Origin of the sequence: Natronorubrum marinum (genome assembly GCF_052040125.1) — an archaeon.
In the GTDB taxonomy this organism is placed as follows: Archaea; Halobacteriota; Halobacteria; order Halobacteriales; family Natrialbaceae; genus Natronorubrum.
Window position 1 is genome coordinate 1454564 of the sequence record NZ_JBPPFV010000001.1, and the last position, 25310, is coordinate 1479873.

At 63.3% G+C, this 25310-nt stretch carries 26 protein-coding genes and 1 tRNA gene; 13 read left to right on the forward strand and 14 right to left on the reverse strand.

Annotation, left to right across the window (positions count from 1 at the left end; translation table 11 throughout):
• Window positions 1-16: 16 nt before the first annotated feature.
• The 4 genes from ACSFC5_RS07185 to ACSFC5_RS07200 form a co-directional block, all read right to left on the reverse strand.
• Window positions 17-889, reverse strand: a complete 873-nt coding sequence (locus tag ACSFC5_RS07185) for a carbohydrate ABC transporter permease (RefSeq protein ID WP_440764537.1) — start codon at window positions 887-889, stop codon at window positions 17-19.
• Window positions 886-1839: a carbohydrate ABC transporter permease gene (locus ACSFC5_RS07190; protein WP_440764538.1), complete on the reverse strand. Its 954-nt coding sequence runs from the start codon at window positions 1837-1839 to the stop codon at window positions 886-888. The genes ACSFC5_RS07185 and ACSFC5_RS07190 overlap by 4 nt, the downstream gene beginning before the upstream one ends.
• A gap of 106 nt (window positions 1840-1945) precedes the next feature.
• Complete coding sequence (locus ACSFC5_RS07195; protein ID WP_440764539.1) at window positions 1946-3289, reverse strand: ABC transporter substrate-binding protein; 1344 nt, start codon at window positions 3287-3289, stop codon at window positions 1946-1948.
• 311 nt (window positions 3290-3600) lie between these two features.
• Window positions 3601-5139, reverse strand: coding sequence for a molybdopterin-dependent oxidoreductase (locus ACSFC5_RS07200; RefSeq protein ID WP_440764540.1), 1539 nt, complete (start codon window positions 5137-5139; stop codon window positions 3601-3603).
• 196 nt (window positions 5140-5335) lie between these two features.
• Here ACSFC5_RS07200 and ACSFC5_RS07205 point away from each other — a divergent pair, with 196 nt between their 5' ends.
• Both ACSFC5_RS07205 and ACSFC5_RS07210 read left to right on the forward strand, forming a co-directional pair.
• Window positions 5336-6271: a D-2-hydroxyacid dehydrogenase gene (locus tag ACSFC5_RS07205; protein WP_440764541.1), complete on the forward strand. Its 936-nt coding sequence runs from the start codon at window positions 5336-5338 to the stop codon at window positions 6269-6271.
• Between the two features lie 156 nt (window positions 6272-6427).
• On the forward strand, window positions 6428-7417 hold the full coding sequence (locus tag ACSFC5_RS07210; RefSeq protein WP_440764542.1) for a TIGR03617 family F420-dependent LLM class oxidoreductase: 990 nt from the start codon (window positions 6428-6430) through the stop codon (window positions 7415-7417).
• Here ACSFC5_RS07210 and ACSFC5_RS07215 read toward each other — a convergent pair.
• Both ACSFC5_RS07215 and ACSFC5_RS07220 read right to left on the reverse strand, forming a co-directional pair.
• The gene (locus tag ACSFC5_RS07215; RefSeq protein ID WP_440764543.1) at window positions 7390-8388 is read right to left on the reverse strand and encodes an MBL fold metallo-hydrolase; all 999 of its coding nucleotides are present in this window, start codon (window positions 8386-8388) and stop codon (window positions 7390-7392) included. The two genes, ACSFC5_RS07210 and ACSFC5_RS07215, sit on opposite strands and share 28 nt — an antisense overlap.
• A gap of 9 nt (window positions 8389-8397) precedes the next feature.
• Window positions 8398-9594 (reverse strand): acyl-CoA dehydrogenase family protein, encoded by a 1197-nt coding sequence (locus ACSFC5_RS07220; protein WP_440764544.1) that lies wholly within the window; start codon window positions 9592-9594, stop codon window positions 8398-8400.
• Window positions 9595-9742: 148 nt separating this feature from the next.
• Here ACSFC5_RS07220 and ACSFC5_RS07225 point away from each other — a divergent pair, with 148 nt between their 5' ends.
• The 4 genes from ACSFC5_RS07225 (at window position 9743) to ACSFC5_RS07240 (ending at window position 12744) form a co-directional block, all read left to right on the forward strand.
• Window positions 9743-10519, forward strand: a complete 777-nt coding sequence (locus tag ACSFC5_RS07225; protein WP_440764545.1) for an IclR family transcriptional regulator — start codon at window positions 9743-9745, stop codon at window positions 10517-10519.
• Between the two features lie 785 nt (window positions 10520-11304).
• Window positions 11305-11478 carry a hypothetical protein gene (locus ACSFC5_RS07230; protein ID WP_440764546.1) on the forward strand — a complete coding sequence of 58 codons (174 nt, stop codon included), beginning with the start codon at window positions 11305-11307 and terminating at the stop codon, window positions 11476-11478.
• 143 nt (window positions 11479-11621) lie between these two features.
• On the forward strand, window positions 11622-12290 hold the full coding sequence (locus tag ACSFC5_RS07235; RefSeq protein ID WP_440764547.1) for a peptide-methionine (S)-S-oxide reductase MsrA: 669 nt from the start codon (window positions 11622-11624) through the stop codon (window positions 12288-12290).
• A 49-nt stretch (window positions 12291-12339) separates the two neighbouring features.
• The gene (locus tag ACSFC5_RS07240) at window positions 12340-12744 is read left to right on the forward strand and encodes a hypothetical protein (protein ID WP_440764548.1); all 405 of its coding nucleotides are present in this window, start codon (window positions 12340-12342) and stop codon (window positions 12742-12744) included.
• A gap of 14 nt (window positions 12745-12758) precedes the next feature.
• Here the strand turns inward: ACSFC5_RS07240 and ACSFC5_RS07245 are convergent, their stop codons facing one another.
• Window positions 12759-13208 carry a MaoC family dehydratase gene (locus ACSFC5_RS07245; RefSeq protein ID WP_440764549.1) on the reverse strand — a complete coding sequence of 150 codons (450 nt, stop codon included), beginning with the start codon at window positions 13206-13208 and terminating at the stop codon, window positions 12759-12761.
• A 64-nt stretch (window positions 13209-13272) separates the two neighbouring features.
• Window positions 13273-13413, reverse strand: coding sequence for a hypothetical protein (locus ACSFC5_RS07250; RefSeq protein ID WP_440764550.1), 141 nt, complete (start codon window positions 13411-13413; stop codon window positions 13273-13275).
• Window positions 13414-13665: 252 nt separating this feature from the next.
• Here ACSFC5_RS07250 and ACSFC5_RS07255 point away from each other — a divergent pair, with 252 nt between their 5' ends.
• Window positions 13666-14688 (forward strand): DUF7961 domain-containing protein, encoded by a 1023-nt coding sequence (locus ACSFC5_RS07255; RefSeq protein WP_440764551.1) that lies wholly within the window; start codon window positions 13666-13668, stop codon window positions 14686-14688.
• A gap of 152 nt (window positions 14689-14840) precedes the next feature.
• Here ACSFC5_RS07255 and ACSFC5_RS07260 read toward each other — a convergent pair.
• Window positions 14841-14915, reverse strand: a tRNA-Val gene (locus ACSFC5_RS07260).
• Between the two features lie 40 nt (window positions 14916-14955).
• Window positions 14956-15234, reverse strand: coding sequence for a DUF7553 family protein (locus ACSFC5_RS07265; protein ID WP_440764552.1), 279 nt, complete (start codon window positions 15232-15234; stop codon window positions 14956-14958).
• Window positions 15235-15684: 450 nt separating this feature from the next.
• Here ACSFC5_RS07265 and ACSFC5_RS07270 point away from each other — a divergent pair, with 450 nt between their 5' ends.
• Together ACSFC5_RS07270 and ACSFC5_RS07275 are read left to right on the forward strand one after the other, a co-directional pair.
• Window positions 15685-16329, forward strand: a complete 645-nt coding sequence (locus tag ACSFC5_RS07270) for a helix-turn-helix domain-containing protein (protein ID WP_440764553.1) — start codon at window positions 15685-15687, stop codon at window positions 16327-16329.
• Window positions 16330-16393: 64 nt separating this feature from the next.
• The gene (locus ACSFC5_RS07275) at window positions 16394-16714 is read left to right on the forward strand and encodes a DUF7344 domain-containing protein (protein WP_440764554.1); all 321 of its coding nucleotides are present in this window, start codon (window positions 16394-16396) and stop codon (window positions 16712-16714) included.
• Between the two features lie 43 nt (window positions 16715-16757).
• On the opposite strand, the gene ACSFC5_RS07280 is transcribed toward ACSFC5_RS07275, so the two are convergent.
• Window positions 16758-17291 carry a cob(I)yrinic acid a,c-diamide adenosyltransferase gene (locus ACSFC5_RS07280; RefSeq protein WP_440764555.1) on the reverse strand — a complete coding sequence of 178 codons (534 nt, stop codon included), beginning with the start codon at window positions 17289-17291 and terminating at the stop codon, window positions 16758-16760.
• Between the two features lie 378 nt (window positions 17292-17669).
• Between ACSFC5_RS07280 and ACSFC5_RS07285 the strand changes: the two genes are divergently transcribed.
• Complete coding sequence (locus ACSFC5_RS07285) at window positions 17670-18665, forward strand: linear amide C-N hydrolase (protein ID WP_440764556.1); 996 nt, start codon at window positions 17670-17672, stop codon at window positions 18663-18665.
• 71 nt (window positions 18666-18736) lie between these two features.
• Window positions 18737-18913 (forward strand): DUF7838 family putative zinc beta-ribbon protein, encoded by a 177-nt coding sequence (locus ACSFC5_RS07290; protein ID WP_440764557.1) that lies wholly within the window; start codon window positions 18737-18739, stop codon window positions 18911-18913.
• 23 nt (window positions 18914-18936) lie between these two features.
• Here ACSFC5_RS07290 and ACSFC5_RS07295 read toward each other — a convergent pair whose 3' ends face one another.
• Window positions 18937-19392: a CBS domain-containing protein gene (locus ACSFC5_RS07295; protein WP_440764558.1), complete on the reverse strand. Its 456-nt coding sequence runs from the start codon at window positions 19390-19392 to the stop codon at window positions 18937-18939.
• Between the two features lie 118 nt (window positions 19393-19510).
• Between ACSFC5_RS07295 and ACSFC5_RS07300 the strand changes: the two genes are divergently transcribed.
• A complete protein-coding gene (locus tag ACSFC5_RS07300; RefSeq protein ID WP_440764559.1) occupies window positions 19511-21232 on the forward strand; it encodes an inositol monophosphatase family protein in 1722 nt (573 codons plus the stop codon).
• Window positions 21233-21296: 64 nt separating this feature from the next.
• On the opposite strand, the gene gcvPB is transcribed toward ACSFC5_RS07300, so the two are convergent.
• Window positions 21297-22856 carry an aminomethyl-transferring glycine dehydrogenase subunit GcvPB gene (gene gcvPB, locus ACSFC5_RS07305; RefSeq protein ID WP_440764560.1) on the reverse strand — a complete coding sequence of 520 codons (1560 nt, stop codon included), beginning with the start codon at window positions 22854-22856 and terminating at the stop codon, window positions 21297-21299.
• Window positions 22853-24190: an aminomethyl-transferring glycine dehydrogenase subunit GcvPA gene (gene gcvPA / locus ACSFC5_RS07310; RefSeq protein ID WP_440764561.1), complete on the reverse strand. Its 1338-nt coding sequence runs from the start codon at window positions 24188-24190 to the stop codon at window positions 22853-22855. The genes gcvPB and gcvPA overlap by 4 nt, the downstream gene beginning before the upstream one ends.
• Before the next feature lie 231 nt (window positions 24191-24421).
• On the opposite strand from gcvPA, the gene ACSFC5_RS07315 reads away from it, so the two are divergent.
• Window positions 24422-25201: a DUF2270 domain-containing protein gene (locus ACSFC5_RS07315; RefSeq protein WP_440764562.1), complete on the forward strand. Its 780-nt coding sequence runs from the start codon at window positions 24422-24424 to the stop codon at window positions 25199-25201.
• Window positions 25202-25310: the final 109 nt, after the last annotated feature.

A 25310-nucleotide genomic window follows, 5' to 3' on the forward strand; every position in this document is an offset into this window, starting at 1 on the left:
AAGTCTGTGCGCGCTCTCAGAGGGCTCTGACCTGGAATCCCTTCAGCAGGTAGCTCTGCATGAAGTAGGCGAAGATCAGCGGTGGCAGCGTCATGGCCAGCGAGATCGCCATCAGGTAGGCGTCCGGCAGGAACTGAGCCTGCCCCATCGCCCGGAGGATACCGGGTGCGAACGTCGTCGTCTCGGTCGACGGCAGGAGAATCTGCGCGAACGTGAAGTCGTTCCAGGCGAGCGCGAAGGCGAACAGGGCCGCGGCGATGATCGCCGGTCTGCACTGGGGAACGACGACGTCGCGAAAGCCCCGCCAGCGCGAGGCGCCGTCGACCCATGCGGCCTCCTCGTGGGCCGCCGGGATCGTCATGATGTACTTCCACATCAGCCACACCGCGAAGGGCATCGAGACGGCCGACAGTGCGATGATGAGCCCGACGCGAGTTCCGAGCAGCCCGATGGACCGCCAGATCTGGTAGAGCGGAATGCCGATGACGATGGGGCTGAAGAGGTACCCGATCAGGAGGATTCGTGCGAAGTTCTCCTTATGAGGGAAGTCCAGCCGCGCGAGGCCGTAGCCGGCGATCAGCGAGACGATGACGACCGTGACGATGGTGCCGATCGCCACCACGACCGTATTGAACATGTAGGTGTACATCTCCGGCTGTAACAGGACCGAGAAGTTACTGACCGTGAATATATCGGGCGTGGGGAAGACCGTGACGGTGTCCTCGACGGTCCTGTACTCGGTGAACGCGAGCTGGGTCATCCAGTAGATCGGCCAGGCGCCGACGAGCACGATGATCGCGGTGCTGACGAGCTTTAGCGTCTCGAAGACTGTACTTTCGCCGTCGTATGAGAGGCCGAATACGCCTCCCGGTGGTTCGCTCTGACTCATGTTGTCGTTTCCACCTCCTCGCTCGGATTGAAGAGTTTGAAGTAGACGATCGCCGACGCCAGCAGGAACAGGAACATGACGATGGCGATCGCGTTGGCGAGCCCGTAGGCCTGATTGGTGTAGACGGTCTTGTAGGCCAGCACGGGCAGCGTGGTCGTGGCGTTACCGGGGCCGCCCTGCGTGAGCTGCCAGATGATGTCGAACTTGTTGAACATGAAGATCGACCGGAGCAGAACGACGACCAGGACGATCCCCATGAGACGCGGCAGCGTGATGTCCCGAAACATCTGCCATCGGTTCGCGCCGCACACTTTCGCGGCCTCGTAGAACCGGTCGGGAATCGCGCGCAGCTGTGCGAGCGTGAAGATAGTGACGAAAACGGCGAACTTCCAGCTGCCGATGAGGATCAGCAGTGGCATGGCCCAGTCCCGCGATCCCAGCGGGGCCTCGCGGGCCTCCCACAGGCCGAACCACTCGGCACCCATCATCTGGAACACGCCGCCGGCCGGGTCGAACACCCGCAGCGCAACCAGCGAGACGATGATCGTCGGGATCAGATAGGCGGTAAAGACCACCGCGGTGAGGAGCTTCTGGCCGCGGGTGATGCGGTTGAGCACGAGTGCCATCCAGAGACCGACGGCGAGCTGAATGAGCGTGCTGCCGACCATGTAGACGATCCCCCGCCACAGCGAGCCCCAGAACGTGGCAATGTTCATGACCTCTCGATAGTTGTCGAGGCCGACCCACTCCCACTCAGGGTTGAGCGTGTGAACGTCGTGTAACGATGCCCAGAACGCGAAGGCGATCGGGAACACCGCGATGAGTACGTACAGTACGACGACGGGGAGAACGGTACCGACGCCGACCACGGTCTCCCGTTCCACAGGCAAGTCTTCCCACGGGATATACTCCCTGCGGGGTCGAATCGTTTCTCCAGTTTCACCGGCCATATCTAGGTATCCTCCACATCCATGTATGTTAATCTCACGGTCATCGGTAAACAATCCGTTCAGCGCTGAACGCGATCAAATTAGGGTCCGTCGCGTCTGAAGGCGACTATCCAAACTGCTCTTGGGCGTTCTCGAACTCCTCTTCGAGTCGTCCGTATCCCCACTCGTAGGCCTCGTCGACGGTCATTGAGTCGGTGACGACGTTGTTAACCATTTCACCGTAGAACCACTGGCGTTGCATGTACAGCGATTCGGGCGAGGAGATGTTGGCCTCGTCGACGCTCCCGAAGTGGTTGCCCCAGATTTCGTCCTGGCAGTACTGGAGCTTCTCAAGTAGGTGGGGATGGGCCTGGAAGATGTCCTGGTTCTGGAACTCGTCGGACTCGATTACGTCGGCGTAGGTCGGCAGGAACCGACCCGGATCCGCCTCGTAGAACCGCACGGTCCGCTCCATGTTGTCGGCGTAGAGCCACTCGAACCACTCCTTGGCGCCCGACGTGTTGTCGCCGCCCGAGAAGATGTGGTAGCCGTCGGGCGCCGGGGAACTCAGCCAGTTCTCGTCTTTGTCGATCTCGTCCCAGGTCGGGTACGCCCTGACCTGGGTGGCCTCGGCCAAGCCGCGCAGGGCGCCGCTGTCCTCGGCCTCCGCCGTGAGCGCGGTGACACCGACCGGCCAGGCGTTGAGGTGGTAGCACTGGGCGTACCGGCCCTGAACCCAATCGCTGAGCGACTCCGCCCAGCCGATGCCGGTCGGGTCGGGCGAGTACTGCGAGAGGTCCTTCATGTACTGCAGTACCGTCGTCACCTCCTCCTCGGGGAAGTGAATCTCGAGTTCCTCGCGCGCGTCCGGGTCCGTCCAGCGGAGGCCGATACCGGGGACACCCGCGCTCGCCAGGAGGACCAAGAACTCGTCCTGGCTCTTACCGGTCGGCATTCCCGCGAGCCCGTACCCGCGCGTGTCGAGGTCCGACTCGTCGATGGCCTGGGCGTTGTCGAGAACGTCCTGGAACGTCTCCGGTTCATCCAGACCGAGCTCCTCGAAAACGTCCGCCCGGTACTGGAAGTTCGAGACGTACAGGCCGTGTGGGATCTGGTAGATCTCGTCACCTTCCCCGAGGAACGCGTCGGTATTTATCTCTCCGTTGACCTCCTCGATCGACGAGACGACGTCGTTGACGGTCTCGAGCTGGTCGGTTTCCCAGATGTCGGCCACCTGATCGAACGTGGAGGTGTTCGCGTCCGGCGGGTCGCCCGCCTGGATCAGCTGCGCGAGACGTCCCTCTTGGGTTCCGGACATTCCGCCTTCCTCGATGTTCATACCGACGTCGGTCTCGTCCTCAAATTCCGACTCGAGTTCTCCCCAGAGTTCCTCCCACTGACCGTTGTAGTAGTCCGTGATGAAGTGAACGTCGTCGTCACTGCCGTCACCGCCACCTATGCAGCCTGCCATCGCTGCGGTGATTCCTACACCCGTTCCAGTGAGCACCCGACGCCTGCTGATGGTCTTCTTTGTCATGCGTGATCAATCCACACTCGTATACTGCTAACACGATGGTCCATCCATATAAATCTTCACTATTTATGCAACGGTTTCGCTCGAGTATTACAGGCTGTTACTATAGGGAGGTCACCGAGCGAGGTATCGTTTCATCGGGGAGAAGGTGGCGGTCTCGGTCTCCCGGAAATCCGCTAACGGAGCGTTGTGAGGCGGATAGTGGCATGCCGGGTGAAAGAGTCCATTCGCGGGCACCACACTCGTGCTCACTGCGTTCCGACGGTCTCTGTGACCCAGCCGGTGGCCCCGTCGGGCTTCGGCCCGTTCTCCTCGGGGATCTGGAGGTCCCCGCTCCCGTCGCGAGCCCGGACGATCACGTCGTGGGTCCCGGCCGCCCCGTACTCGTGGCGCCACTGTCGCCAGACGTCCTCACCCGGGAGCGGATCGGATAGCTCGGCTTCAACCCAGGTATCGCCGCCGTCGGTGGACACCTCGACGGCGTCAATCCCGCGGGTGCCGGCGTACGCGTGGCCGGCCACTTCGATGCGGCCGCCCCCGAAGTGATTGACCTGCCAGAGCTTGGCGACCGTCTCCACCGGACCGGTGCCGTGCCAGCCGCGGTGCTCCCAGTAGCCCATGGTGTCCTCGTCGCGGACCTCGATCTCGGTTAGCCACTTCACGTTGATCTCGCCCCAGTGTCCCGGGACGAGTGCGCGCAGTGGAGCACCGTGTGTCCGCGGGAGCGGTCGACCGTTCATTCGGTAGGCCAACAGCCCCGGCCACAGCGCCTCGATCGGGAACTCGTTGTAGTAGCTATCGGCCCCGCGCAGGACGACTCGGTCGCCGGTGGGGTTCGCCGCCTCGAGTAGCGCCTCGACGGGCACGCCGCTCCAGAGGGCGGTGTCCATCTGCCTGCCGTTGAGCTGGTCGCCGACGCAGCGTAACGTGACGAACCGGTCCTCGACGTCCATGGCCCGGATATCCGCGAAGTCGTACTCCACCTCCTCCTCGACGGCTCCCGCGATCGAGAGCGTCCACTCCCCGCGGTCAACGTCGGGGTTCACGTTGTTGATGTCGACCTCGTAGAAGTCCGTGCTGACAAGCGGCTCGAGCCCCTCGACGTCGAGCGACTGCTCTCTCGCTCGCGTGAGTAACTCCCGGACCTCGGGCCGGGCGTCTTCGGGGATGTCGAGGCCGGACGGGACGGACTCCTCGCCGGAGCCGCGGACGAGAAGACCGAGTGCGCTCAGGCCGATCGCCGATCCGACGGCGCCGAGGACGCGCCGTCGGCCGAGCGCCTCGAAGGTACCTCCTTCACTCGCGTCAAGTCTGGCAGTTCCGACCGTCACCAGCAAGACGAGTCCAGCACCGGCGCCGGTGCCGACGCTCGATGCCGCCGAGCCCGTTAGCCCGAACGCGACCGCACCGGTCAGGACTGTCCCGGTGACCACGCCGGCAGCGGACGCGCTGCCCCGGAGAGCCAGCACGGCGGCGACGGGCATGCGGCCCCAGAGGATCAAAACGCCGGGCAGGGCCGCCAGTCCGAAGAGAACGCAGGTCAGTGCGATAGCCGTCAGGAAGGCCACCTGGTGCCCGAGCGTGCCGAGTTCGGTGATCGCGAAGGTCACCAGGGCGTCGGGGCTGGCAACGAGGACGAATCTGTCTACCGGCGTCGCGACGAACGCCGGTCGACGGCCGACGGACAGATACGAGCCCCCCACGGCGGCGAGCCCCGCGGCGAGCGCCACGGAGACCGGGGGAAGCCACGGCCGCACGCGAACGACCGTTCCTCGTGCGAATGACATTGTTTAACAATATGGGGCGATCGGTCATGAAAGCTTCGCAACCGTCACCGGCTTCCCGGACGGAGATCGCCGACACGTACTATTTTATCGCTGTCGATGCAACGACTGGCACGCGTATGTTACCCCGCCCACACCGTCACCCACCGAGCGTTACCGAGTGCATCCGACGCGAAACCGATCGCGAGGATACCGGCCGATGACCGTCGTGGTAACCCCATACGTTTTCCAGCGGGGCGGTCCGCTACTGGTCGACGCGATTCGGGACCGTCGACCCGACATCGACCTCGAGCACCCCGACGAGGACGACGTGCTCAAGGCGGTCGCCGACGCCGAGATCGTCGTGACCGGTCGGCTCCCCGAAGAAGTGCTGGCCGCGGCCGATAACCTGCGCTGGGTGCAGGCGCTCAGCGCCGGCACGGACGCCTACGATCACGACGCGCTCACCGACCGCGACGTTGCCCTGACGACGGTCTCGGGCATCCATGCGCGGCCGATCGGTCAGCAGGTGATGGGCTATCTGCTCCACTTCGAACGCCGATTCAACCGTGCGATCGCCCAGCAACGCGACCGGACGTGGGAGCGCTACGGCGGCGGCGAACTCGGTGACCGAACGGTGGGCATCGTCGGCGTCGGCGCGATCGGATCGCAGATCGCGGACTACTGTCGCGCGTTCGACGCCCGCGTCATCGGGACGAAACGCGATCCGACCGATGTGCCGGCCGCCGTCGACGCCATCTACGGTTCGGATGGGCTCGAGACCGTCCTCGCCGAGAGCGACTACCTCGTCCTCGCCTGTCCGCTCACCGAAGAGACGCGGGGACTGATCGGCGCCGAGGCGCTGGCGACGCTCGCCGACGATGCCGTCCTCGTCAACATCGCCCGCGGCGAGGTCGTCGATCAGGGAGCGCTCGTAGCGGCCCTCGAGGCCGACGAACTCGGCGGCGCCGCGCTGGACGTCTTCGAGGAGGAGCCGCTTCCCGAGTCGTCGCCGCTGTGGGATCGCGACGACGTGCTCGTGACGCCGCACATGGCGGGATCGACCCCCCACTACTGGGAGCGCTGTGCCGACGTGTTCGTCCGGAACTACGATCGGTTCCGGGGGGGAGAGGGCCTCGAGAACCGAGTCGTCTGAGTCGAGTGCCGGCCCGTCGACGTTTCGGTTACCGACCTGTCGACGTCTGCGCTCCGCCGCGTCGACGTCGGGGAACCAGCTTGCTGCCGCCCGGCCCGACGCGACGACACCCTGCTTCGGCGATAGATTCAAGCACTGATCCGTCGACCACATCGTATGTCAACGCTTCGCATCGACGCGAACGTGCCGCATCTTTCAGCCGAGACGGGCGACGCCGCCGAACGCGCCGAGGAACTCGGCTTCGACGGCGTCTGGACGGCCGAAACGGACCACGACGCCTTTTTGCCGCATCCGATCATCGCGGATCGGACCGAGCGGATCCAGCAGGGAACGCGGATCGCGCTCGCGTTCACCCGCAGTCCGATGGCCCTCGCCTACACGGCCTGGGACCTCGCACGCTACTCGAACGGGCGGTTCGTCCTCGGTCTCGGCACGCAGGTCAAGGGACACAACGAACGACGATTCAGCGTGGATTGGGAGTCGCCCGGCCCGCGACTGCGGGAGGTCGTCGAATCGCTGCGCCACATCTTCGACGTCTTTCGGGGCGAGACCGAACTCGACTACGAGGGCGACCACTACTCCTTTTCCCTGATGACTGAGACGTTCGATCCCGGGCCGATCGACCACCCCGACGTGCCGATCTATATCGCGGGCGTCAACGAGTACAACATCCGGCTCGCCGGAGAGCTCTGCGACGGACTGGCGATGCACCCGTTCAACACACCTGCGTACGCGAGCGACGTTATCGCCCCCACGGTCGCCGAGGGAGCGGATCGCGGCGACCGCTCCCTCGAGGACGTCGCCCTCTCGGCGAGTCCGTTCGTCGTGACGGGCGCCACTGAAGACGAGCGTGATCGCTCGCGCGAGGAGGTTCGTCGCCGAATCGCGTTCTACGGCAGTACCCGAACCTACCACGACGTCCTCGAGCACCACGGCTGGGGCTCGATCGGCGAGGACCTCCACGACCTCTCCAGAGACCAGCGGTGGGAAGAGATGACCGACCGCGTCACGGACGAGATGGTCGCGACGTTCGCGATCGAAGCGCCGCCCGAGGAACTTCTCGACCGGGCTCGAGACGCCTACGGCGGGACCGCGGACCGCCTCGTCCTCCCCCTCGATCAGGGTGCGGCCTTCATGAACGAGTAACGACGAACGCCGTCGGAACTGTCGAACGAGACGCGGCCCCGTCGCTCCAGCGTTCCGAGCGCGCCGAGCGTGTCGAGCAACTGCGCCGGATACCGAACCTCGCCGGCGCGGTTGCGGGTGATCTCCATCGGCGTCGCCGGTCCGACCGTCGCGACGGCCTCGAGGGTCGCCGCAGTGAGTGACTCGAGTTCGTTCCGGGTGAACTCGACGGTCTCTTGGCACGTCGTGAAAATCGGTCCGTGACCGGGGAAGATCCGATCGAACGATCGGGACTCGAGTCGGTCCATAGCGTCGTGAAACGCGTCGACGGCCTCGTAGGCGCCGTGGTCGATCCCGACGTGGATCGCCCCGGGCCGGAACGGTTCGACGAGCGCGTCGCCGCTGAACAGCACCTGCTGGTCGCCGACCGTCGTTGCGAGGCTCGCGTGATCGATCTGGTGGCCGGGCGTGTGGATGGGGTCGAACTCGAGACCCGCGACCGAGAACGAGTCGTCGAACGCGAAGCCGACGGCGTCGTCGGGGGCGAGCAGCCGTCGGTTGCGCTGCAACGAATCCCGGGCGCGTTCGACCTCCCGCTCGATCGCCTCGCCCCGGTAGCCCGCGGATCGGCCGATCTCACGGACGCCCTCGGCCAGGTCGGCGGGGTCTCGCTCGAGTCGCTTGAGTACGGGGTCGGGCGCGTAGACGGTCGCGCCCGCCTCACGGAGCAACGGCACCTGCCCGATGTGATCGCTGTGGGGGTGGGTGACGACGACCGCCTCGACGTCTCCCGGCTCGTGGCCGCGCTCGGCCAGTCCCTCGCGGATCGTCTCCTCGGCCCGGTCGCTGGGGTCTCCGGCGTCGACGAGAATCGGCGCCGGCGTCTCGAGCAGGTAGGCCGCGGCGTGTTTCGGCGGCCACTCGATGTCGAACTCCAGACGCGCGATCTCCGTTTCGGCTGGTCCAGTCGCGGGGTCCGTCGGTTTGCTCATCGGCCCGGCTTAGATCAGCTCGCGGGCGATCGTTCGTTTCTGGATCTCGTCGGTACCCTCGAAGATGCGGAACACTCGCGCGGAGCGGTAGTTGCGTTCGATCGGCAGCTCCTTCATGAAGCCGGCGCCGCCGTGGACCTGCATGGCGATGTCGGCCGCGTCGTTGGCGAGTTGGGCGCCGCGGAGCTTCGCCATCGACTCCTCCTTGCGGGCACGCTCGCCGTTGTCCATCTTCCAGGCCGCGTAGCGGTAGAGCTGGCGAACCTGCTCGATGTCCGTCGCCAGTTCGGCGAGCTGGAAGGAAACGCCCTGCCGGTGGCCGATCGGTTTGTCGAACGTTTTCCGGTCGCGGGCGTACTCGACGGAGATGTCGAGTAGGTACTGGGCGGTGCCGACGGAGCCCGCGGCGATGTTGATTCGACCCCCGCCGATCCAGCTCATCGCCGACTGGAACCCGCGGCCAACCTCGCCGAGCACCTGATCTTCGCCGACCCGGCAGTCGTTGAAGTAGAGTTCCGAGTGCGTGCCGGGCGTCATCCCCATCGCGCGGTGGATCGTCCCGACCTCGAAGTCGGGGTTGTCCGCGTCGACGAGGAAGCAGGTTATCCCCTCGAGGTCGCCGTCCTCGCCGCTCGTCCGCGCGAAGACCATGGCGAAGTCCGCGTACGGACCGTTCGTGATGTAGCACTTCTGGCCGCTGATCACCCACTCGTCGCCGTCCTTCTCGGCGGTCGTGTCCATGTAGTGGGCGTCGCTGCCGTGACCCGGCTCGGTGAGCGCGAAACAGGTCGTGATCTCGCCGTCCATCAGGGGTCGGAGGTACTCCTCGCGCTGGTCCTCGTCGCAGGCCAGCAGGATCGGGGTCGGTCCGCCCGCGCCGCCGAAGATGGCGCTGTGGAATCCCGGCGGCCGGTTCGACATGTGTTCGCCCACAATTGCCCGCGTGAGGATATCGACGTCGCCGCCGCCCGCTTCTTCCGGCATCGTCATCCCGTAGAAGCCCGCCTCGACCGATTTCTTCCGGATCTGTTCGACGATGTCGCGGTATTCGGGGACCTGTCGGTGGTTCTCGTCGACGATGTGTTTCTCGTAGTCCGCTCCGAGGAACTGGTCGTACTCGTTCTCGAGCGGTTTGACTTCCTGATCGACGAAGTCGTCGAGCGCCTGCTTGATCTGCACCGCTTCGGACGGTTCGCTAAAGTCCATAGCCTATATGACAGAACATACCACATAAGTGTTATCGTGTCGCATACGCCTGCCGGGAAACCGCGATTCGTTCTTGCCCGAGCGTCGAACGAGGACGGGCGTTCAACAGAACAGAACAATTATGTCACCTCAGCGGCAACCGATTAGTATGACAACACAGGGCACGGATGAGGGCGACAGGGTGCAATCGGTCGTCAAGACGCTGGATATCCTCGAAGCCCTCTGGCAGTCCGAGGGCGCCGGTGTCACCCAATTGACCGAGCGGACGGGACTTCCGAAGAGTACGGTCCACGCCCACCTGACGACGCTCCGATCGAAGGGGTACGTCGTCCAGGACGGCGACGAGTACCAACTGGGCATTCGGTTCCTCTCGTTCGGCGAGCACGTCAAACACGCCGAACCGCTGCACGAGGCGTCCAAAACGGCGGTCGAGGACCTTGCGGACTGGACCGGGGAGCGAATCCTCTGTTCAACCGAGCAGAACGGGTTGGGAACCGTCGTCCGGGCCTGCGACGGCGAGCGGTCGATTTCCTCGACTATCGACGTCGGAACGCCAACCTACCTCCACTGTTCGGCCGGTGGAAAAGCGATGCTCGCACACTTCGATCGGGAAAAAGTCGATCGAATCGTCGCCGACTGGGGACTTCCCGCCTTCACGGACGAGACGATCACGGACTGGGAGACACTGGAAGCGGAACTCGAGACGATTCGCGAGGAAGGCGTCGCGTACAGTCAGGGCGAGTACCTGCCCGGTATCAGCGCCGTCGGTGCCCCGATACTCGACAGCGACGGGAACGTTCACGGCGCGATTACCGTCGCCGGCCCCCAGCACCGACTCGAAAACGAGTGGGAACACGAGGAACTGCACAACCAACTGCTCTCGGCGGCGAACACGGTCGAAGTCAATCTCCTGTTCTCGGAGTGAGTCTTCGCGTTGCGGTCCGACCCCGATCGTCGGCGTTCGGCCAGACTGAACTGCGCTTTGCGATGAGATCGACCGCTATATCGTGTATTTCGACGCCCCAGTGAGGGTTGCCCTCGATTGCTTCCGTTCCCGCCCACCGAACACGGGCTGATTTACAACCATATGTTTGTAATTGTCTCGAGCGTCGATCGGTGACTATCGTCGCTCGCGGAACCGGCAGCGCCTCTCGTAGTCGGTCGTCCTTGCCGGCTTCGCGAGAACGCCCGGTGTGTCCGAAGCGGTGTGCCGACGTAGCGGTGGTAGTGGCCTCTAGAGACGGTTTTTGTCGACTCGAAGACGTAGATTTTGGAGGGATCTCCGCCGTAGTTGTATGTCTATCTATTTTATTTTATATTAATTAGTAGAATATGTGGTAGATAGGCTGTTTTATAGTAGTATCTGATATACAGAATATGTTTACAACTACCTCTAGAGCGAAAACGATTTCCGAGCCATTTCGGACTCGGCATCGGGAAAATTAGATGATGCAACTATTATGGCGTATAAGTCACTCTTTATCTCGATAATGGACAATAGAAGTCACTGATACTTCGATTCGTTCGTCGCGAGTCCCAGTACCAGATCACTCGAGACGTAATTTCCTCTCAGTCTCAAAGCATTGTATGTTAAACTTCAAGTCTGCGTAAATACGTGTGTTTAGTATACTATTTAGGGCGGGTAATATATCCGCGGTCGAAAGGATCACTAACCCTGTTACCTTTCGCACAATGCTGGCAGTTCGATTAATGGGCGTCTGGGCCAAACGGATCGATGGGATGGGAGTGGTTACGAGGCTTCGACTGATCATCGGCGACGACGGAGAGTTGTACGAGTGTCGAAACTGTGGGTCGAAGTTCGACCACGAACCCGACACGTGTCCGACCTGTGGATCGGCCGAAATCGCTCACTACGAGTTCTGAACGAGTCTCCAGTTGCTACGCACCCGGCCGTCGCGATCCGTCAACACGGATCCCCGTCTGAATCCAACCGTTCCGGTGGGTCGCGCGTCACAGTGCATCTCTAGCTCCGACGAAGCCATCCGTTTGGACGGCGAAAACCGGGCGTGAATCACTCGAGTCCGGATTCGACGACTGCGCCAGCGCGCGAGCAGGACGCGGACGCGCCGACGGCGGACGAGACGAGGACGGCGACGTTCGGGATGGGCTGTTTCTGGGATCCCGACGCCCGCTTCGGCGCGATGGCGGGCGTCGTTCGAACGCGGGTCGGCTACGCCGGCGGGACGACGCCGACCCCCGGCTACCACTCGCTCGGAGATCACACCGAAGTCGTACAGGTCGAGTACGACCCCGGTACACTGACCTACGACGACCTGCTCGAGGTCTTCTGGACGAACCACGACTGGGGGTCGACGGCACCCAAACGCCAGTATCGGAGCGTCGTCCTCGCGGCGGACAATGAGCAGTTGGCGGCTGCCGAGCGAGACCGAGACGGACTCGAGGAGCGGGCCGGCCGGTCGGTCGCGACCGATCTCGAACGGCTCGAGGCGTTCACCCGCGCCGAGGACTACCACCAGAAGTACGAACTCCGCTCGACGCCGGTCGTCGGCGACGAACTCGCGGCCCGCTACGGCGACTCGTTCGTCGACTCGACGGTCGTTGCACGGCTCAACGGCTTCGTCGCTGGACACGGCGAGCCCTCACAGCGGGCGACGCTGTTGGAGCGCGTCGAACTTACACCGACCCAGCGCTCGGAACTGCAGCGGCGCTTCTGATCGGAACGTTTCGCGACCCTACTTGTACGTCGACCGCGAAGGATGGGGTATGACCGACGACCGATACAAACTGTTCGGCGTCTACCTGTCGGAACCAACCGTCGACGCGCTCGCCGAATCACTGTACGAGGAGGCGGGCGTCGTCGACCTCGAGACGTACTTCGATACCGCGGCCGATTTCGTCCCCGCCGGCGATCCGGGCGCTGACGCGACCGACGCGCTTCTCGCGGACGTCCTCGAGTCGTTCGCCACCCTGTACGATCACGCGGCGTTCGAGACGGCGGACGCCGTCGATCCCGACTCGTTCACGCTCGTCCACCTCGCGGCCAGGCCGCGACACGTCACGGAGCTTCGCGAGCGATTTCAGGCCGCGGCGACGATTCAGGAAACCGACCTGCGGACGGTCCAGACGGCGATACTCGCGGCGCACCTCGAGACTGACCTGACGGTGTAGCCGGGTCCAACGGGCTACTGGTCGGAGTCTCGCCGCTGGATCATCGCCAGCGCGATAAAGGAGACGACAACGTCACCGTCCTGATTGTACCCCTCGACGCAGCTGTCGACGTAGCCTCTCTGGGGATCGCTCTCCGAGACGCGTTTGTCCACAATCTCCGTTCTGATGGAGAGCGTGTCGCCGGGTTTGACGGGCCGCTTCCAGCGCAGTTCGTCGACCCCGCGGGCACCCATACTCGCCCGCTCGTCGATCGGGCCGTCGACGAGCATTCGCATGCACATCGAGGCGGTGTGCCAGCCGGAGGCGACCAGTTCGCCGAACGCGGACTCCTCCGCTGCGTCGGCGTCGGTGTGGAACGGCTGCGGGTCGTACTGCTCGGCGAATTCGACGATTTCCTCGGCCGTGACGGTGTACTCGCCGAACTCCCGGGTGTCTCCGATCTCGATGTCCTCGTAGTACTGCATTTCCCCCAACTGTGGCGCACGCGACCAAGAGTGTATGGAAAGGCGAACAATGGTCGGTCGCTCGTCAGGCTGCCTGCAGATCGTAAATGCTCACCCAGTGATCGGGATACTCCCGCTCGTGGTCACTCGCATCGCGGTTCGCGTCGGGCCAGTCGGCACACTCGCGCTCGAGATCACAGCTGTCGCACTGTAGCTGATACGGCATGTACCTGCATACCACGGAGCAGTTTGTAAGTGTTCAGCAAACTTTGTAGGACTGTCGTTCTGTCCGACTATCGTACACGTGAAACGATAAGGGTATCTCGAGCAGAGAGACGGGTCCGTCGACCAACGAAACCGTTCTGGGTACACTAAATGCCTACGAACATTGGGACAGACGTAACTCGAACTCGAGTGTTACGATCGTAACCGTCCTCGGACGTAAAGATTCATCTCAATGGCATTTGATATCTAATCGATGTATCGGTACACGCCGGACGAAATCGATCACGAACGGGCTCATCACCAAACGGTCATTCAGGGTGCCGACGACCGTGATGTAAAGCGGATCGGCAACCTCGGCGAACTTGCGTTCGAGCAGTTCTGCCGGGAGTACTTGCCTGTCGAAATGTGGGAGTGGAAGAACGAGGAGGCAATCCGGCGGTGTAACCCCGAGAGCTTCGCCGGACACGACTTCGAGGTCTTCGGTTACGAAGTGGACGTAAAGTCCTCGCGCGACGTTTCGGCTTTTTTACCCGAATCGATCGTCGAGCGAGATCCGGACGACGACATCGTGGTGATGGTCTGGCATCGGGACAACGAGGACAGTCTGATGTTGCTCGGCTGGGAGCGACTCGAGACGCTCAAATCAAAGGTCAGGACCGAAACGGAATTCTCGGGCGACGCTCCCGAAAAACTCGATCACCTCGCGGCCCGGCCGATGAACGAACTGATCGATCTCGGACCGAACACCGCGCACATGAACCAGAAGCCGGAGAATCCGTTTCAGCCGGGCGATCGGGTGGTGAAAGGTGAAGATGCGGATCCGTCGGTGGGCGTCGTCGTCGAGGTGATGCCGCCGGAGAAGAACACTGGTGCCTTCGGACAGGAGATGGATGGCGAGGCCGTGCGGGTCGCGTTCCCGAGTTCGCTCGACAAGGGGCCGGCCGACTGGCGCGAGTATCATCCGGCGATTCTCGCGTCGTACTGCCACGATACGGACGTCAAACTCTGGACGTACAAACACGAGAACCTCGAGTTCGCCGAGAACCCGTACGCTCCCGGTGATCGAGTGATCAAGACCAGTCACAACGATCCGAATACGGCTGTGGTGGTCGAAAACGGAACCGATGGGGACGAAGATGCAGTTACCGTCGCATTTCTCGGCGATTTCGAAGAGGAAGATGTGTGGCCCTCGAAACTAGCGGCTCATTGTGAGGAAAACGAGATTACGTGCTACACGTACGGGCACGACGAACTCGAGTTCATTGATTCGGAGTGATTTTGGCGGGTAGACTCTCGTAACTGAGCAAGATGGTTGGGGCAGATTTGAACCACGGTCGTTCCGCTTCGCTTCACTCCCTGATTCAAATCTGCCGGACCATTTTTCCAACGCGGACTCGTCGCTTCGCTCCTCGTATTGCGTTGGAAAAATGGGTTGGGGCAGATTTGAACTGCCGACTTCCTCCGTGTGAAGGAGGTATCATAACCGGACTAGATCACCAACCCGCACGGGATTGTATCCGTGCGTTTAACTTAAGACTTCCTTTCAGCGATCGTCGGCTGGGTCGGCCGCATCGGACCGCGAGAGCGTCGCTCGAGCGCTTCCCACGACTTCACGGGCCTGCCCGGCGGCGTTTCGCTCCAGGCCGACCACGCCGTCGCGAACCGCCTCGAGACGGCTCGGTTCGGGTTCCGGTTCCGACTCGCGCCCGATCAGATCGCGGACGCGCGCCGCGTAGGGTTCGACGGCCTCACTGAGGCCGAGTTTCGCGTGTTCGCCGGCGCGGCTGAGGTAGTAACGGCTGTCGTCGAAGTGCTTATTCATGTGGTACTCTACCAAGAGGAGGACCCCGTTCGATATAGCCCTTTCGTAGGCAACAGGATCGATACGAAACCGTTGTCGTCCCAACTATCGGCCGAAGTACGCACGATGGAGACTGCCCGCGACCGAAAGACGAGCGTCGGTCGGTGAGCGTCGAACTTCAAACCTGACTCCGCTGGTTGATGGAGGCGGCTCCACTGACGTGTCCCCTCGCCAACCGAGTACTGGCTCGTCGGATGCTGACGGTTTCCAGCGTCCGTCGGGTATGACTCGCCGCCGCGAGATACGCGGACGCCTCTGAACGCGTCGAAGCGATTAGCTGCAGGTAAAGAGTAGACGATTTCGTGTCGGATAATCAATTTGTGTTCGTATATTAGAAGTGTGATCAGTAGATGGCAATAATTGACGAATCTATTAAAAAGGATTATAAAACTACCACCTCATCAATTTGGTGTGCTGGTCGCTGAATTCACAGTAAGCGAAGCGATACTTCACAGCACGTTATCTGCATTCAATACTATCCACATCACCTACGAGGCCCAGTACCGGACGGCCGACGATGGCGTACGACTGTTGTTCTGGCTGTCCGGCGTCGAGGCTTCCGCCTTCGAAATCGCCGTCGACGACGATCCAACCGTAACTGATTGTCGCCTAATAGACGCAGACGACTCCGTGTACCTCTACCGGGTCGACCTCACGCAGTCCGGACGATCCAAATCGACGTTTCTGCGGTGGGCCGAAGACGACGTCGGATTGCTCAACGGATACGCGACTCAAGACGGCTGGCAACTCGAGATGCGCTTCCCGGACCGGGAGACACTGATTGCGTACCGAGAAGCGTACGTTGCTAACGGCTGCTCGTTTTTTCTCCTGTCCCTCTATCAGCGCTCGGCAGACGATCAGGCGAACGCCACCTCGCTCACCTCGGCACAGCGCGAACTACTCGTCGAAGCCTACGAGTCTGGGTACTTCGATATTCCACGTCGGATCACACAGAACGAACTCGCATCACAGTTTGCTATCACGTCACAATCGGTCTCTGAGCGGTTACGGCGTGGGATCGCCTCGCTGATCGAATCGATGCTTCGACGGAAGTAGTACTTAAAAGCCTGAATGGACAGGCTGGACACTCACTCCCATTTCTACCGAACCACGGTCTGTAATGTCAATGACTGCCGCTCCTGATTTAGTATTGAAAGCACTTGCTAATCAAGAACGTCGAGCCGTTTGTCAGTATCTCGCCGGACAGCAGGCGCCGGTCACGACCAACGAGGTCGTGGCAAGACTGCAGGCACAGTCGACGGATTCTCGGTCACGCTCTCAGTTCGTGGTCGCCCTTCGTCACACCCACTTGCCGTTGCTAAACGAAGCGAACGTTATCGAGTACAGTCGCTCGACCGAGCGTATCGAACCGGGACAGTATCTCGACGTCGCGTCGGAAATTCTTGACGTCATCTCTCGCGACGAACTAGAAATCGTTTGACAGGCTCCTGCTGAGACGATCGGCTCTCCAGTCCGCGGCCGATCTAGTACTGGGGCGAATCTTCGGGTTCGCCGTCGCGCTTGTTGACGACGCGACCGAAGGTGAACAGGCCGTCGGAGAGTCGGTTCAGATATTGGACGGCTTGTTCGTTGATCTGCTCCTCGCTCGCGAGCGCGACCGCTCGGCGCTCGGCGCGCCGACAGACGGTTCTGGCGTGGTGGAGCGCCGCACCGTGTTCGCTGCCCGTCGGCAAAATAAAAGAGGTCAGCGGCTCGAGTTCCTCGTCGTACGCGTCGATCCACTCCTCGATGGCTTCGACGTGATCAGTACGGACGGCTGGGTCGTCCTCATCGGGATCCGGATTCGCGAAGTCCGCCTGTACGACGTGAAGGTGGTTCTGGACCGTTCGTAGCTGCTCGTCGACGTCGTCGTAGCCGGTCGGCCGAATCGTCCCGATCAGGGCGTTGAGTTCGTCGACCGTCCCGTAGGCCTCGATGCGCGCGCTGGTCTTCGAGACGCGGGTCATATCCCGGAGATCGGTCTGTCCGTCGTCGCCGCGGCCGGTATAGATCGTCACACTCGAGCCGACGGACGGCGGCCACTTAACTGCTGACGCACCGGTAGCTCGTCAGTTTGGATCCTTTCCCGTACGGACGGGTGGTGCAGATATCGGGATACGATTCGAGAGCGACTGTTCGTGCTACAACCGACGTACCGAATTCAGCGAACAGTTACACTGACAAAGACGTTCCCCTCCGACTCATCGCTCTGGAATCCGGCCCGTTAACGGCGGAAAGATGGCAACGTCCTCTCGAGGTGGTCTCACACCCCCGGTAGCGCAGCGATGAACGTATCAGTTTGGACCGGACGCAACTTATGGTCCTGCTCGGTATACGAGACCCTCGTGACTGAAAATAACGCACTCGAGGCCCGAGATTGCGGAGGTCGATCGTAGATGTGCACGCGATTAGTGTACCTAGGACCCGACGATGTCGTTATTACCGGTCGGTCGATGGATTGGCACGACGAGATTGGAACCAACATCTGGGTGTTCCCCCGCGGAATGGATCGAACCGGTACGGTCGGTCCGAACTCGGTGGAGTGGTCCGCAGAGTACGGCAGCGTCATCGCCTCTGCGTACGACATTGCGTCGACTGACGGGATGAACGAGGCGGGTTTGGTCGCGAACCTCCTGTGGCTCACCGAATCCGACTACCCCGAGTGGAACGGCGACACACCCGGGCTGTCGATTTCGATGTGGGTACAGTACGTCCTAGACAACTTCGGGACGGTAGCAGAAGCCGTCGAGAATCACCGGGAAGAGGAGTTCGTCGTCGTTTCCGAGGAAATCCCCGACGAAGGCCGGTTCGCCACCTTGCATCTGTCCCTGTCGGACGCCACGGGTGACAGCGCCATCTTGGAGTACGTCGATGGCGAGCTAACGATCCATCACGGTCGGGAGTACCAGGTAATGACGAACTCCCCACCGTTCGACCAGCAACTCGCACTCGACGAGTACTGGTCGGAGATCGGCGGCACAGTCATGTTACCGGGAACCAATCGCCCGGCCGACCGGTTCGCGCGGGCGAGTTTCTACGTGGACGCGATCCCGCAAACACGGGACCGTCGAATCGCGACAGCGAGCGTCTTTGGCGTGATCCGCAACGTCTCCGTCCCGTACGGTATCAGTACGCCGGACGAACCACACATCTCCTCGACGCGCTGGCGTACGGTCGCGGATCACCGAGACCGTCGCTACTACTTCGAATCCGCGCTCTCACCGAACGTCTTCTGGCTGGATCTCGATGAGCTCGACTTTGCTGCCGACACCGGTGTTCGATCACTTCCGCTCGGTCAGGACCAAGCGAACGTCTTCGCCGGCGACGTCGCCGGCGAACTCGTCGACACCGAGCCGTTCGAGTTTCTCGGCGTCCCCGCTCCCTCGAGTTGATCCGGATCGAGAGGCGAACGCCAGCGACAGCGATCGGTACGTTAAACAGGCGCCGCGCCAAACGCCCGCGTATGGCCATGGAACTCGACCACGACTGTCCGGACTGCGGCAAGGAGCATACCTTCTACCGGGCTGCGAGCACCACGCTCCACCTCGGCGAGAAGGTCAAGTGGCACTGCCCGAACTGCGACTACGGCTTCGTCCGAATCGGCGACAACGGTACCGCCGTCGACTCGAGCGCGACGTAACGACGACCAATTCCCGTCCAATTTTAGTACGGTTGATCGCCATCGCTTCGCGGCAGTCGCTCGTAGGCCGGCGACACCGACCGGATAATGTTCGCGACCTGTTGGAGTTCCATCCCGAGGAGCACGACGATATCGCTCAGCGAGACGATGCCGACGAGGTCGTCTTCCTCGACCACGGGGACTCGACGGACGCCCTTGCGTGACATTCGATCGAGGAGGTCGTAGATCCCCGCGTCGGCGTCGATCGTCAGCAGGTCACTGGAGATGAGCTCCCCGACCGGCGTCGTGCTCGTCGCTCCCGTGCCGTCGAGAACTTCGAAGGCGAGGTCGCGGTCGGAGATCAGCCCGATCGGTTCGTCCTCGGCGACGACGATGACGCTGCCGACCCGTTCCGATCGCATCGTCTGGACGACCTCGGACAGCGGGGCGTCCGGCTCGACGGTGACGACGGTTTTCCGTGCGATATCGATCACTGCCATACGAGATCCGTCATCGCCGAGCGGGACAAGCGTTGCGCCGCATTCGATCCGTCCGGTGTACGGCCCCGTTCGAGAGCGCATACGAGGTTACTTCTGCCGAGGAGTTCGTGGGATACGTATGCAAGGACGCAGGCTCGCCACGACGGACGAGATCATCGCGATCGTCAGTCCGGACAGCGACGAGGCGCTCGAGTCGCTCGCCGAGTGGACCGAGGAGCGTGGGCTCGAGCTGGCGACCGTCGCCGTCGGGGACGACATCGGCGACGTCTACGACGAGAGCCGGGCGACGCTGGGCGTGACGCTGGGCGGCGACGGAACCTTTCTGGAAGGCGTCAAGACGTTCAGCCCGCGGAACATCCCGCAACTGGGCGTCAACACGGGGACGCTCGCGTTTCTGGCTCGCGTCGAGCCCGAGGACCTCGCGGACGCGCTCGACGAGACGCTCCGCGGGCGGGCGTCGGTCGACAGCCGCCAGCAGGTCCACGTCGAGGCCCCGGGCGTGGACGCGACGGGGATCAACGACCTCATGGTCCAGCAGGTACCCCCGGAGAACCCGATCGACCGGAAGGTGACGCGACTCGACGTCTACGCCGACGACGAGTACGTCGGCGAGTTCGAGGGGACGGGGCTGGCCGTCTCGACGCCGACCGGCTCGACCGGCATCTCGCTGTCGGCCAACGGGCCGGTCCACTACCCCGTGAACAACCACACCCTCCAAATCGTCCCGCTGCACACGCACAAACTCGGCGTCCGCCCGATCGTCGTCTCTCCCGAGACGGAGCTCCGGATCGTCACGCAGGAACAGGCGAGTCTGCTCGTCGACGGCGGTCGGGCCCACACCATCCTCACCGAGGGTGACGAGATCACGGCCACCGGCGCCGACAAACTGGCCCACGTCGTCCGAACCAGTTACGACGATCACTTCTTCACCGCGATCACGAAGAAACTCGGCTGGGACGTTCGGGACGCCGACGTGCCGGCGGCGAAGCGCCGCGAGCCGCTGTCCGCCGCGTCGAAAAAGTCGATAACTGCCGACGAGGAGACCGATACCGTCGAACGCGCGCTGACGGTCGCAACGGAGGCCGCGAAGGCCGCCGGAGAGCCGCTGCGCGAACTCCACGGACAGGTGGAGTCCATCGACGTGAAGACCGACAAGTCCGATATCGTCACGGAGGCCGACCATCAGGCCGACCGGATCATCACGACCGTGATTCGAAACGAGTTCCCTGACCACGCGGTCTTCTCGGAAGAAGGCTCCCGCCAGCGAGGCGCTGACAGCGACTACACGTGGGTGATCGACCCGCTCGACGGCACCGGAAACTTCGCTCACGGCAACCCCAACTACTCGATTTCGGTCGCCCTCGTCGAGGACGGTGAGCCGGTGATGGGCGTCGTTTACGTCCCCGAAACCGACGAACTGTTCTCCGGTATCGCCGGGAAGGGCGTCTTGCGAGACGGCGATCCGATCGGGACGACCGACCGGGACCAACTCGACGAGAGCATGCTCATCTCCGGCTACGATCCCGACGGCACCTTCCTCTCGCACTTCTATCAGGCCTCGCGCGGCGTCCGCCGCCTCGGCTCCGCCGCGCTCAATCTCTGTTACCTCGCCAGCGGCAGCGCGGACGCCGTCTGGGAGCACGACACCTACCCCTGGGACATCGCAGCCGGGCTTGTGATCGCGCGCGAAGCCGGCGCAACGCTTACCGACCAGACGGGCGATCCCTACGCGTTCGGCTTCGATACCGACCACCGAACGCCGCTACTCGGCTCGAACGGCTCGCTCCACCCGGCGCTGCTCGAGCACCTCGAGGACGGACTGCCGGCCCGCTCGCAGTAAGCAAAAGACCAACGGGCGTAGCCGAAGGCGACGAACGAGCGTGGCTGAACGCGACGGACGGCCGTTACTCGTCGTCCGTGTTTCCGATCGCGTGCCACGACAGCCGCGGATTCCGTGCGGCGCTGGTCTGGTCGATCCGGCGAGCCGTGGTGCGGCCGGGTGCGGCCTCGATCGTCTCGTCGTCCTCCGCCGCGACGGCGTTGAAGGCGGCGGCGAGCCGATCGAGCGTTCCCTTGCTCTCGACCTCCGTCGGTTCGGTCATCAGCGCCTCGGAGACGATCTCGGGCCACTTGGTCGTCGGCGGGTGAACGCCGTAGTCGAGCATCCGCTTTGCGACGTCGGCGGCGTCCTGGTCGCCCGCGCTGGCGACGAACTCGTGATGGAACGGCTCGTAGGGGATGTCGTACTCGATCTGACTGGCGAGGTAATTCGCGTTGAGCACCGCCTTCGCGCTGGCGTCCGAGAGGCCCGCATCACCCAGCCGAGCGATGTAGGCGAACGTCTTGACGAGAACGAGCCAGTTACCCTGGTAGCCGTGTACGTGGCCGATCGTGTGTTCCGGGTCGAACAGTTCGTAGGTCGGCTCCCCGCTCTTGGTCTCGTCGCCTTCACGAACTCGAGGCGCGGGCAGGAACGGTGCCAGTTCGTCGACCACGCCGACGGGACCCGCGCCGGGACCGCCGCCGCCGTGGGGCGTCGCGAACGTCTTGTGGACGTTGTAGTGCATCACGTCGAAGCCCATATCGCCCGGCCGCGCACGGCCGAGCAGGGCGTTCAGGTTCGCCCCGTCGTAGTAGAGCAAGCCGCCCACGTCGTGGACCATCTCGGCAATCTGTTCAATGTCGCGCTCGAACAGCCCGAGCGTGTTCGGATTCGTGAGCATGAGTGCGGCCGTCTGCTCCGACAGCGCGGCCTCGAGCGCCTCGAGATCGACGCGACCCTCGTCGTCGCTCGGGAGCGAGACGACGTCGTAGCCGCCCAGCGCGGCGGTCGCGAAATTCGTTCCGTGGGCGCTCTCGGGGACGATGACCTCGTCGCGGTGGTCCTCCCCGTTGTGCTCGTGGTAGGCCGCGGCGACGCGGATGCCGACGAACTCGCCGGCCGCGCCGGCGGGCGGCTGGAGCGTGACGGCGTCCATGCCACCGATTCGGCCGAGGTAGTCCTGCAGCCGGTACAGTAGCTCGAGGGTCCCCTGCAGCGAGCGTTCCGAGCGGTCCGGGTGGACCGCGGCCTTCGGCAGCGCCGCGACATCCTCGGTGAACTTCGGATTATACTTCATCGTACAGGAGCCCAGCGGGTAGGGGCCGCTGTCGATCCCGTAGATCATCTGGGAGAGGCGCGTGTAGTGGCGGGCCAGTTCGGGTTCGGAGAGTTCGGGAAGCTCGAGGGAGTCCCGCGTGAGGTGGTCGGGGAGGGGCGAACCGTCGTCGCCGTCGCCGCTATTACCGTCGTCCGTCCCGTCACCCACGGCACCGATCTCGACCCGCGTCAGATCCTTCTCCGAGAGCAGCGGTTCGTACTGACCGTCCTCGACGTACCGAGCCTGATCGTAGCGGACCTGTTCCGCTCGAGAGTCGGTATCGGTGCCGTTGGACCCGTCAGTCTCGTCGGAACGATCGCTCATCGCGACACCTCCTCGAACGCCGCGACAAACCGATCGATCCGCTCGTCCGTGACGCCCGCAACGCAGACCTGAATCAGGTGTTCGCCGACGACGTGGACCGCGAAGCCGCGTTTCTCGAGGTCTTCAGCGATTGCGGCCGCGGGCTGGTCGACGCGGGCGACGAACTCGCGGATGTGGTGTCGGTCGTGGACCGGCGCTTTAACGCCGACGAGGTCGTCGAGTCGCGCCGCGAGATCCGACGCGCGGGTGACGCCGCGTTCGGCGAGATCGACCATGCCGTTCGGCCCCAGGGAGGCGGCGTGCATCGCGGTTCGGAGCGCGACCCACGCCTGATTCGTACAGATGTTGCTCGTGGCCCGCTCTCGGCGGATGTGCTGTTCGCGGGTCTGGAGCGTGAGGGTGTACGCTCGCCGCTCGGTCGCGTCCTCGCTTACACCGACCAGCCGGCCGGGGACCTGTCGGAGGTAGTCCTCGCTCGTCGCGAACAGCCCGAGTCCCATCCCGTAGCTCGTGGGCAGACCGAGCACGCTCGCGTCGCCGACGACGACGTCGACACCGACGTCCGCTGGCCGTTGGAGCACGGAGAGCGCGACCGGGTCCGAGCCGAGGACGAACAGCGCGTCGTTGGCCGCGGCGAGGTCGCCGATCGCCGTCAGGCCCTCCTCGATCGTTCCGCGAACCGTCGGGTTCTCCGCGTATACCATGACGCTCTCCTCGTCGACCTGCTCTTCGAGGGCCGCGAGGTCGACGTTCCCGTCGTCGGTCGGGTACTCCTCGACCTCCAGCTCGGTGCCGGCGACGTAGTTCTCGAGCGTCGACCGTCGCCCCTCGCGAAGGAGGTCGGGAACGAGCACGCGGTGGCCGCTCGTGTCCCGGACGCGCTCGGCCAGCGTGGCGGCCTCGCCGAGCGCCGTCGCGGCGTCGTACATCGAGCAGTTGGCGATCTCGAGGCCCGTCAGCTCGACCAGCAGCGACTGGTACTCGAACAGCGCCTGCAGGAACCCCTGCGAGACCTCCGGCTGGTACTGCGTGTAGGAGGTGAGAAACTCCGAGCGGTCGGCGAGGTGGTCGACCAGCGACGGCACGTAGTAGCCGTAGTGGCCCCGGCCCAGCAGTTCCGTCAGATCGGCGTTTCGGCCCAGAACCGACCGAATCAGGCGTCTCGTCTCGCGCTCGGAGCGCGCGTCGATACCGAACTCCCCGTCGAACTGGACGGCCGTCGGGATGTCGAAGAGGTCGGCCTCGGTCTCGACACCGACCGCCTCGAGCATCCGCGAGCGTTCCGCGTCCGTGTGGGGAGCGTACGGACTCCCCGTGGCGTGTGATCCGTGCATAGTTAGTAGCGGTCCCGGTCGACCGTCGCGGCCCGTCCCCAGCGTGGCCCGCTCCGTTCGGTTCGAGACATGATACCAGCCAGTAGCGGTCACGGGGTAATGAACGCACCTCTTCGATTCCGAGAACCTGTCGTCGAAAGTGACTGATCACGTCGAGCGAGGTCTGGTCGGCCACGAACCGCTACCCGCTCGATTCGCGGAGACGTGCCTGCAGACGCGCCGTCGGCACCTTTGCCCGCTGACGGTGTTGGCCACCCGCATGGACAGTTCAGACAGCCGAGACGACGATCGAACGCCGCCGTTCGACGAGGGGGAAACGGTCAGGAGTCGCCGCTCGAACGCGAAGATCAGGAGGTCGGCGCCGAGGCCGCCACCGATCCTGACTCCTTTCTCGACGTTCTCCCGCACTTCTACCGCGGCGAGGTCAGTCAGGCGAGCGGTGCACAGGACCGGATCGACCGCACGACGGACTGGGCGATCGCCCTGCTCGCCGCGTTGCTCTCGCTCGTCTTCTCGAGCCCGGAGATGCCCGCGTTCCTCCTCCTGATCGGACTCTTTACGCTCTGTATCTTCCTGATCTTCGAAGTTCGACGGTACCGGTTTTACGACCACTGGCGCGCTCGCGTCCGGTTCGTCCAGGAGAACGTGTTCGCGAACGCGCTCGATCCGGTCGGCGTCGAGCATTCGAACTGGCGCGAAAAGTTGGGCGACGATCTGCGCAGTCCGACGTTTAAGGTCTCGTTCGCCGAGGCGCTCTCCCGACGGTTACGCCGCGTCTACGGCCTGTTGTTCGCCGTGACGGGAGTCGCGTGGGTGTTCAAGGTTACGCTGTTCACGCCGGAACAGCAGTGGACCGAAGCGGCCGAACTGCCCGGAATTTCTGGGCTCGCGGTCGCAGCGTCGCTCGCCGTCTTCTTCGCTGGCATACTCGTGTTCGCACTCTGGCCGGCCGAGCGCAGGGCGAAAGGCGAGATCCACGGGCAAGAGCCCGGCGACTGGAAGAACGACTGATACGGATTGCTGTAACGATTTACCGGCGCAACCGCGATCCGGGCGGCGGTTGCGCCGGAAATGACTTACAGTAAACCGTATGAGCGACGGGACGCACGCGAGTCCGATC

Coding starts and splice junctions, on each gene's coding strand:
- ACSFC5_RS07240 (WP_440764548.1), top strand. CDS start 12,340: ATGACCGACGACCGATACAAACTGTTCGGCGTCTACCTGTCGGAACCA.
- gcvPB (WP_440764560.1), bottom strand. CDS start 22,856: ATGAGCGATCGTTCCGACGAGACTGACGGGTCCAACGGCACCGATACC.
- ACSFC5_RS07225 (WP_440764545.1), top strand. CDS start 9,743: ATGACAACACAGGGCACGGATGAGGGCGACAGGGTGCAATCGGTCGTC.
- gcvPA (WP_440764561.1), bottom strand. CDS start 24,190: ATGCACGGATCACACGCCACGGGGAGTCCGTACGCTCCCCACACGGAC.
- ACSFC5_RS07185 (WP_440764537.1), bottom strand. CDS start 889: ATGAGTCAGAGCGAACCACCGGGAGGCGTATTCGGCCTCTCATACGAC.
- ACSFC5_RS07255 (WP_440764551.1), top strand. CDS start 13,666: ATGTATCGGTACACGCCGGACGAAATCGATCACGAACGGGCTCATCAC.
- ACSFC5_RS07200 (WP_440764540.1), bottom strand. CDS start 5,139: ATGTCATTCGCACGAGGAACGGTCGTTCGCGTGCGGCCGTGGCTTCCC.
- ACSFC5_RS07290 (WP_440764557.1), top strand. CDS start 18,737: ATGGCCATGGAACTCGACCACGACTGTCCGGACTGCGGCAAGGAGCAT.
- ACSFC5_RS07195 (WP_440764539.1), bottom strand. CDS start 3,289: ATGGCAGGCTGCATAGGTGGCGGTGACGGCAGTGACGACGACGTTCAC.
- ACSFC5_RS07210 (WP_440764542.1), top strand. CDS start 6,428: ATGTCAACGCTTCGCATCGACGCGAACGTGCCGCATCTTTCAGCCGAG.
- ACSFC5_RS07230 (WP_440764546.1), top strand. CDS start 11,305: ATGGGCGTCTGGGCCAAACGGATCGATGGGATGGGAGTGGTTACGAGG.
- ACSFC5_RS07215 (WP_440764543.1), bottom strand. CDS start 8,388: ATGAGCAAACCGACGGACCCCGCGACTGGACCAGCCGAAACGGAGATC.
- ACSFC5_RS07300 (WP_440764559.1), top strand. CDS start 19,511: ATGCAAGGACGCAGGCTCGCCACGACGGACGAGATCATCGCGATCGTC.
- ACSFC5_RS07265 (WP_440764552.1), bottom strand. CDS start 15,234: ATGAATAAGCACTTCGACGACAGCCGTTACTACCTCAGCCGCGCCGGC.
- ACSFC5_RS07250 (WP_440764550.1), bottom strand. CDS start 13,413: ATGCCGTATCAGCTACAGTGCGACAGCTGTGATCTCGAGCGCGAGTGT.
- ACSFC5_RS07285 (WP_440764556.1), top strand. CDS start 17,670: ATGTGCACGCGATTAGTGTACCTAGGACCCGACGATGTCGTTATTACC.
- ACSFC5_RS07275 (WP_440764554.1), top strand. CDS start 16,394: ATGTCAATGACTGCCGCTCCTGATTTAGTATTGAAAGCACTTGCTAAT.
- ACSFC5_RS07205 (WP_440764541.1), top strand. CDS start 5,336: ATGACCGTCGTGGTAACCCCATACGTTTTCCAGCGGGGCGGTCCGCTA.
- ACSFC5_RS07295 (WP_440764558.1), bottom strand. CDS start 19,392: ATGGCAGTGATCGATATCGCACGGAAAACCGTCGTCACCGTCGAGCCG.
- ACSFC5_RS07190 (WP_440764538.1), bottom strand. CDS start 1,839: ATGGCCGGTGAAACTGGAGAAACGATTCGACCCCGCAGGGAGTATATC.
- ACSFC5_RS07220 (WP_440764544.1), bottom strand. CDS start 9,594: ATGGACTTTAGCGAACCGTCCGAAGCGGTGCAGATCAAGCAGGCGCTC.
- ACSFC5_RS07245 (WP_440764549.1), bottom strand. CDS start 13,208: ATGCAGTACTACGAGGACATCGAGATCGGAGACACCCGGGAGTTCGGC.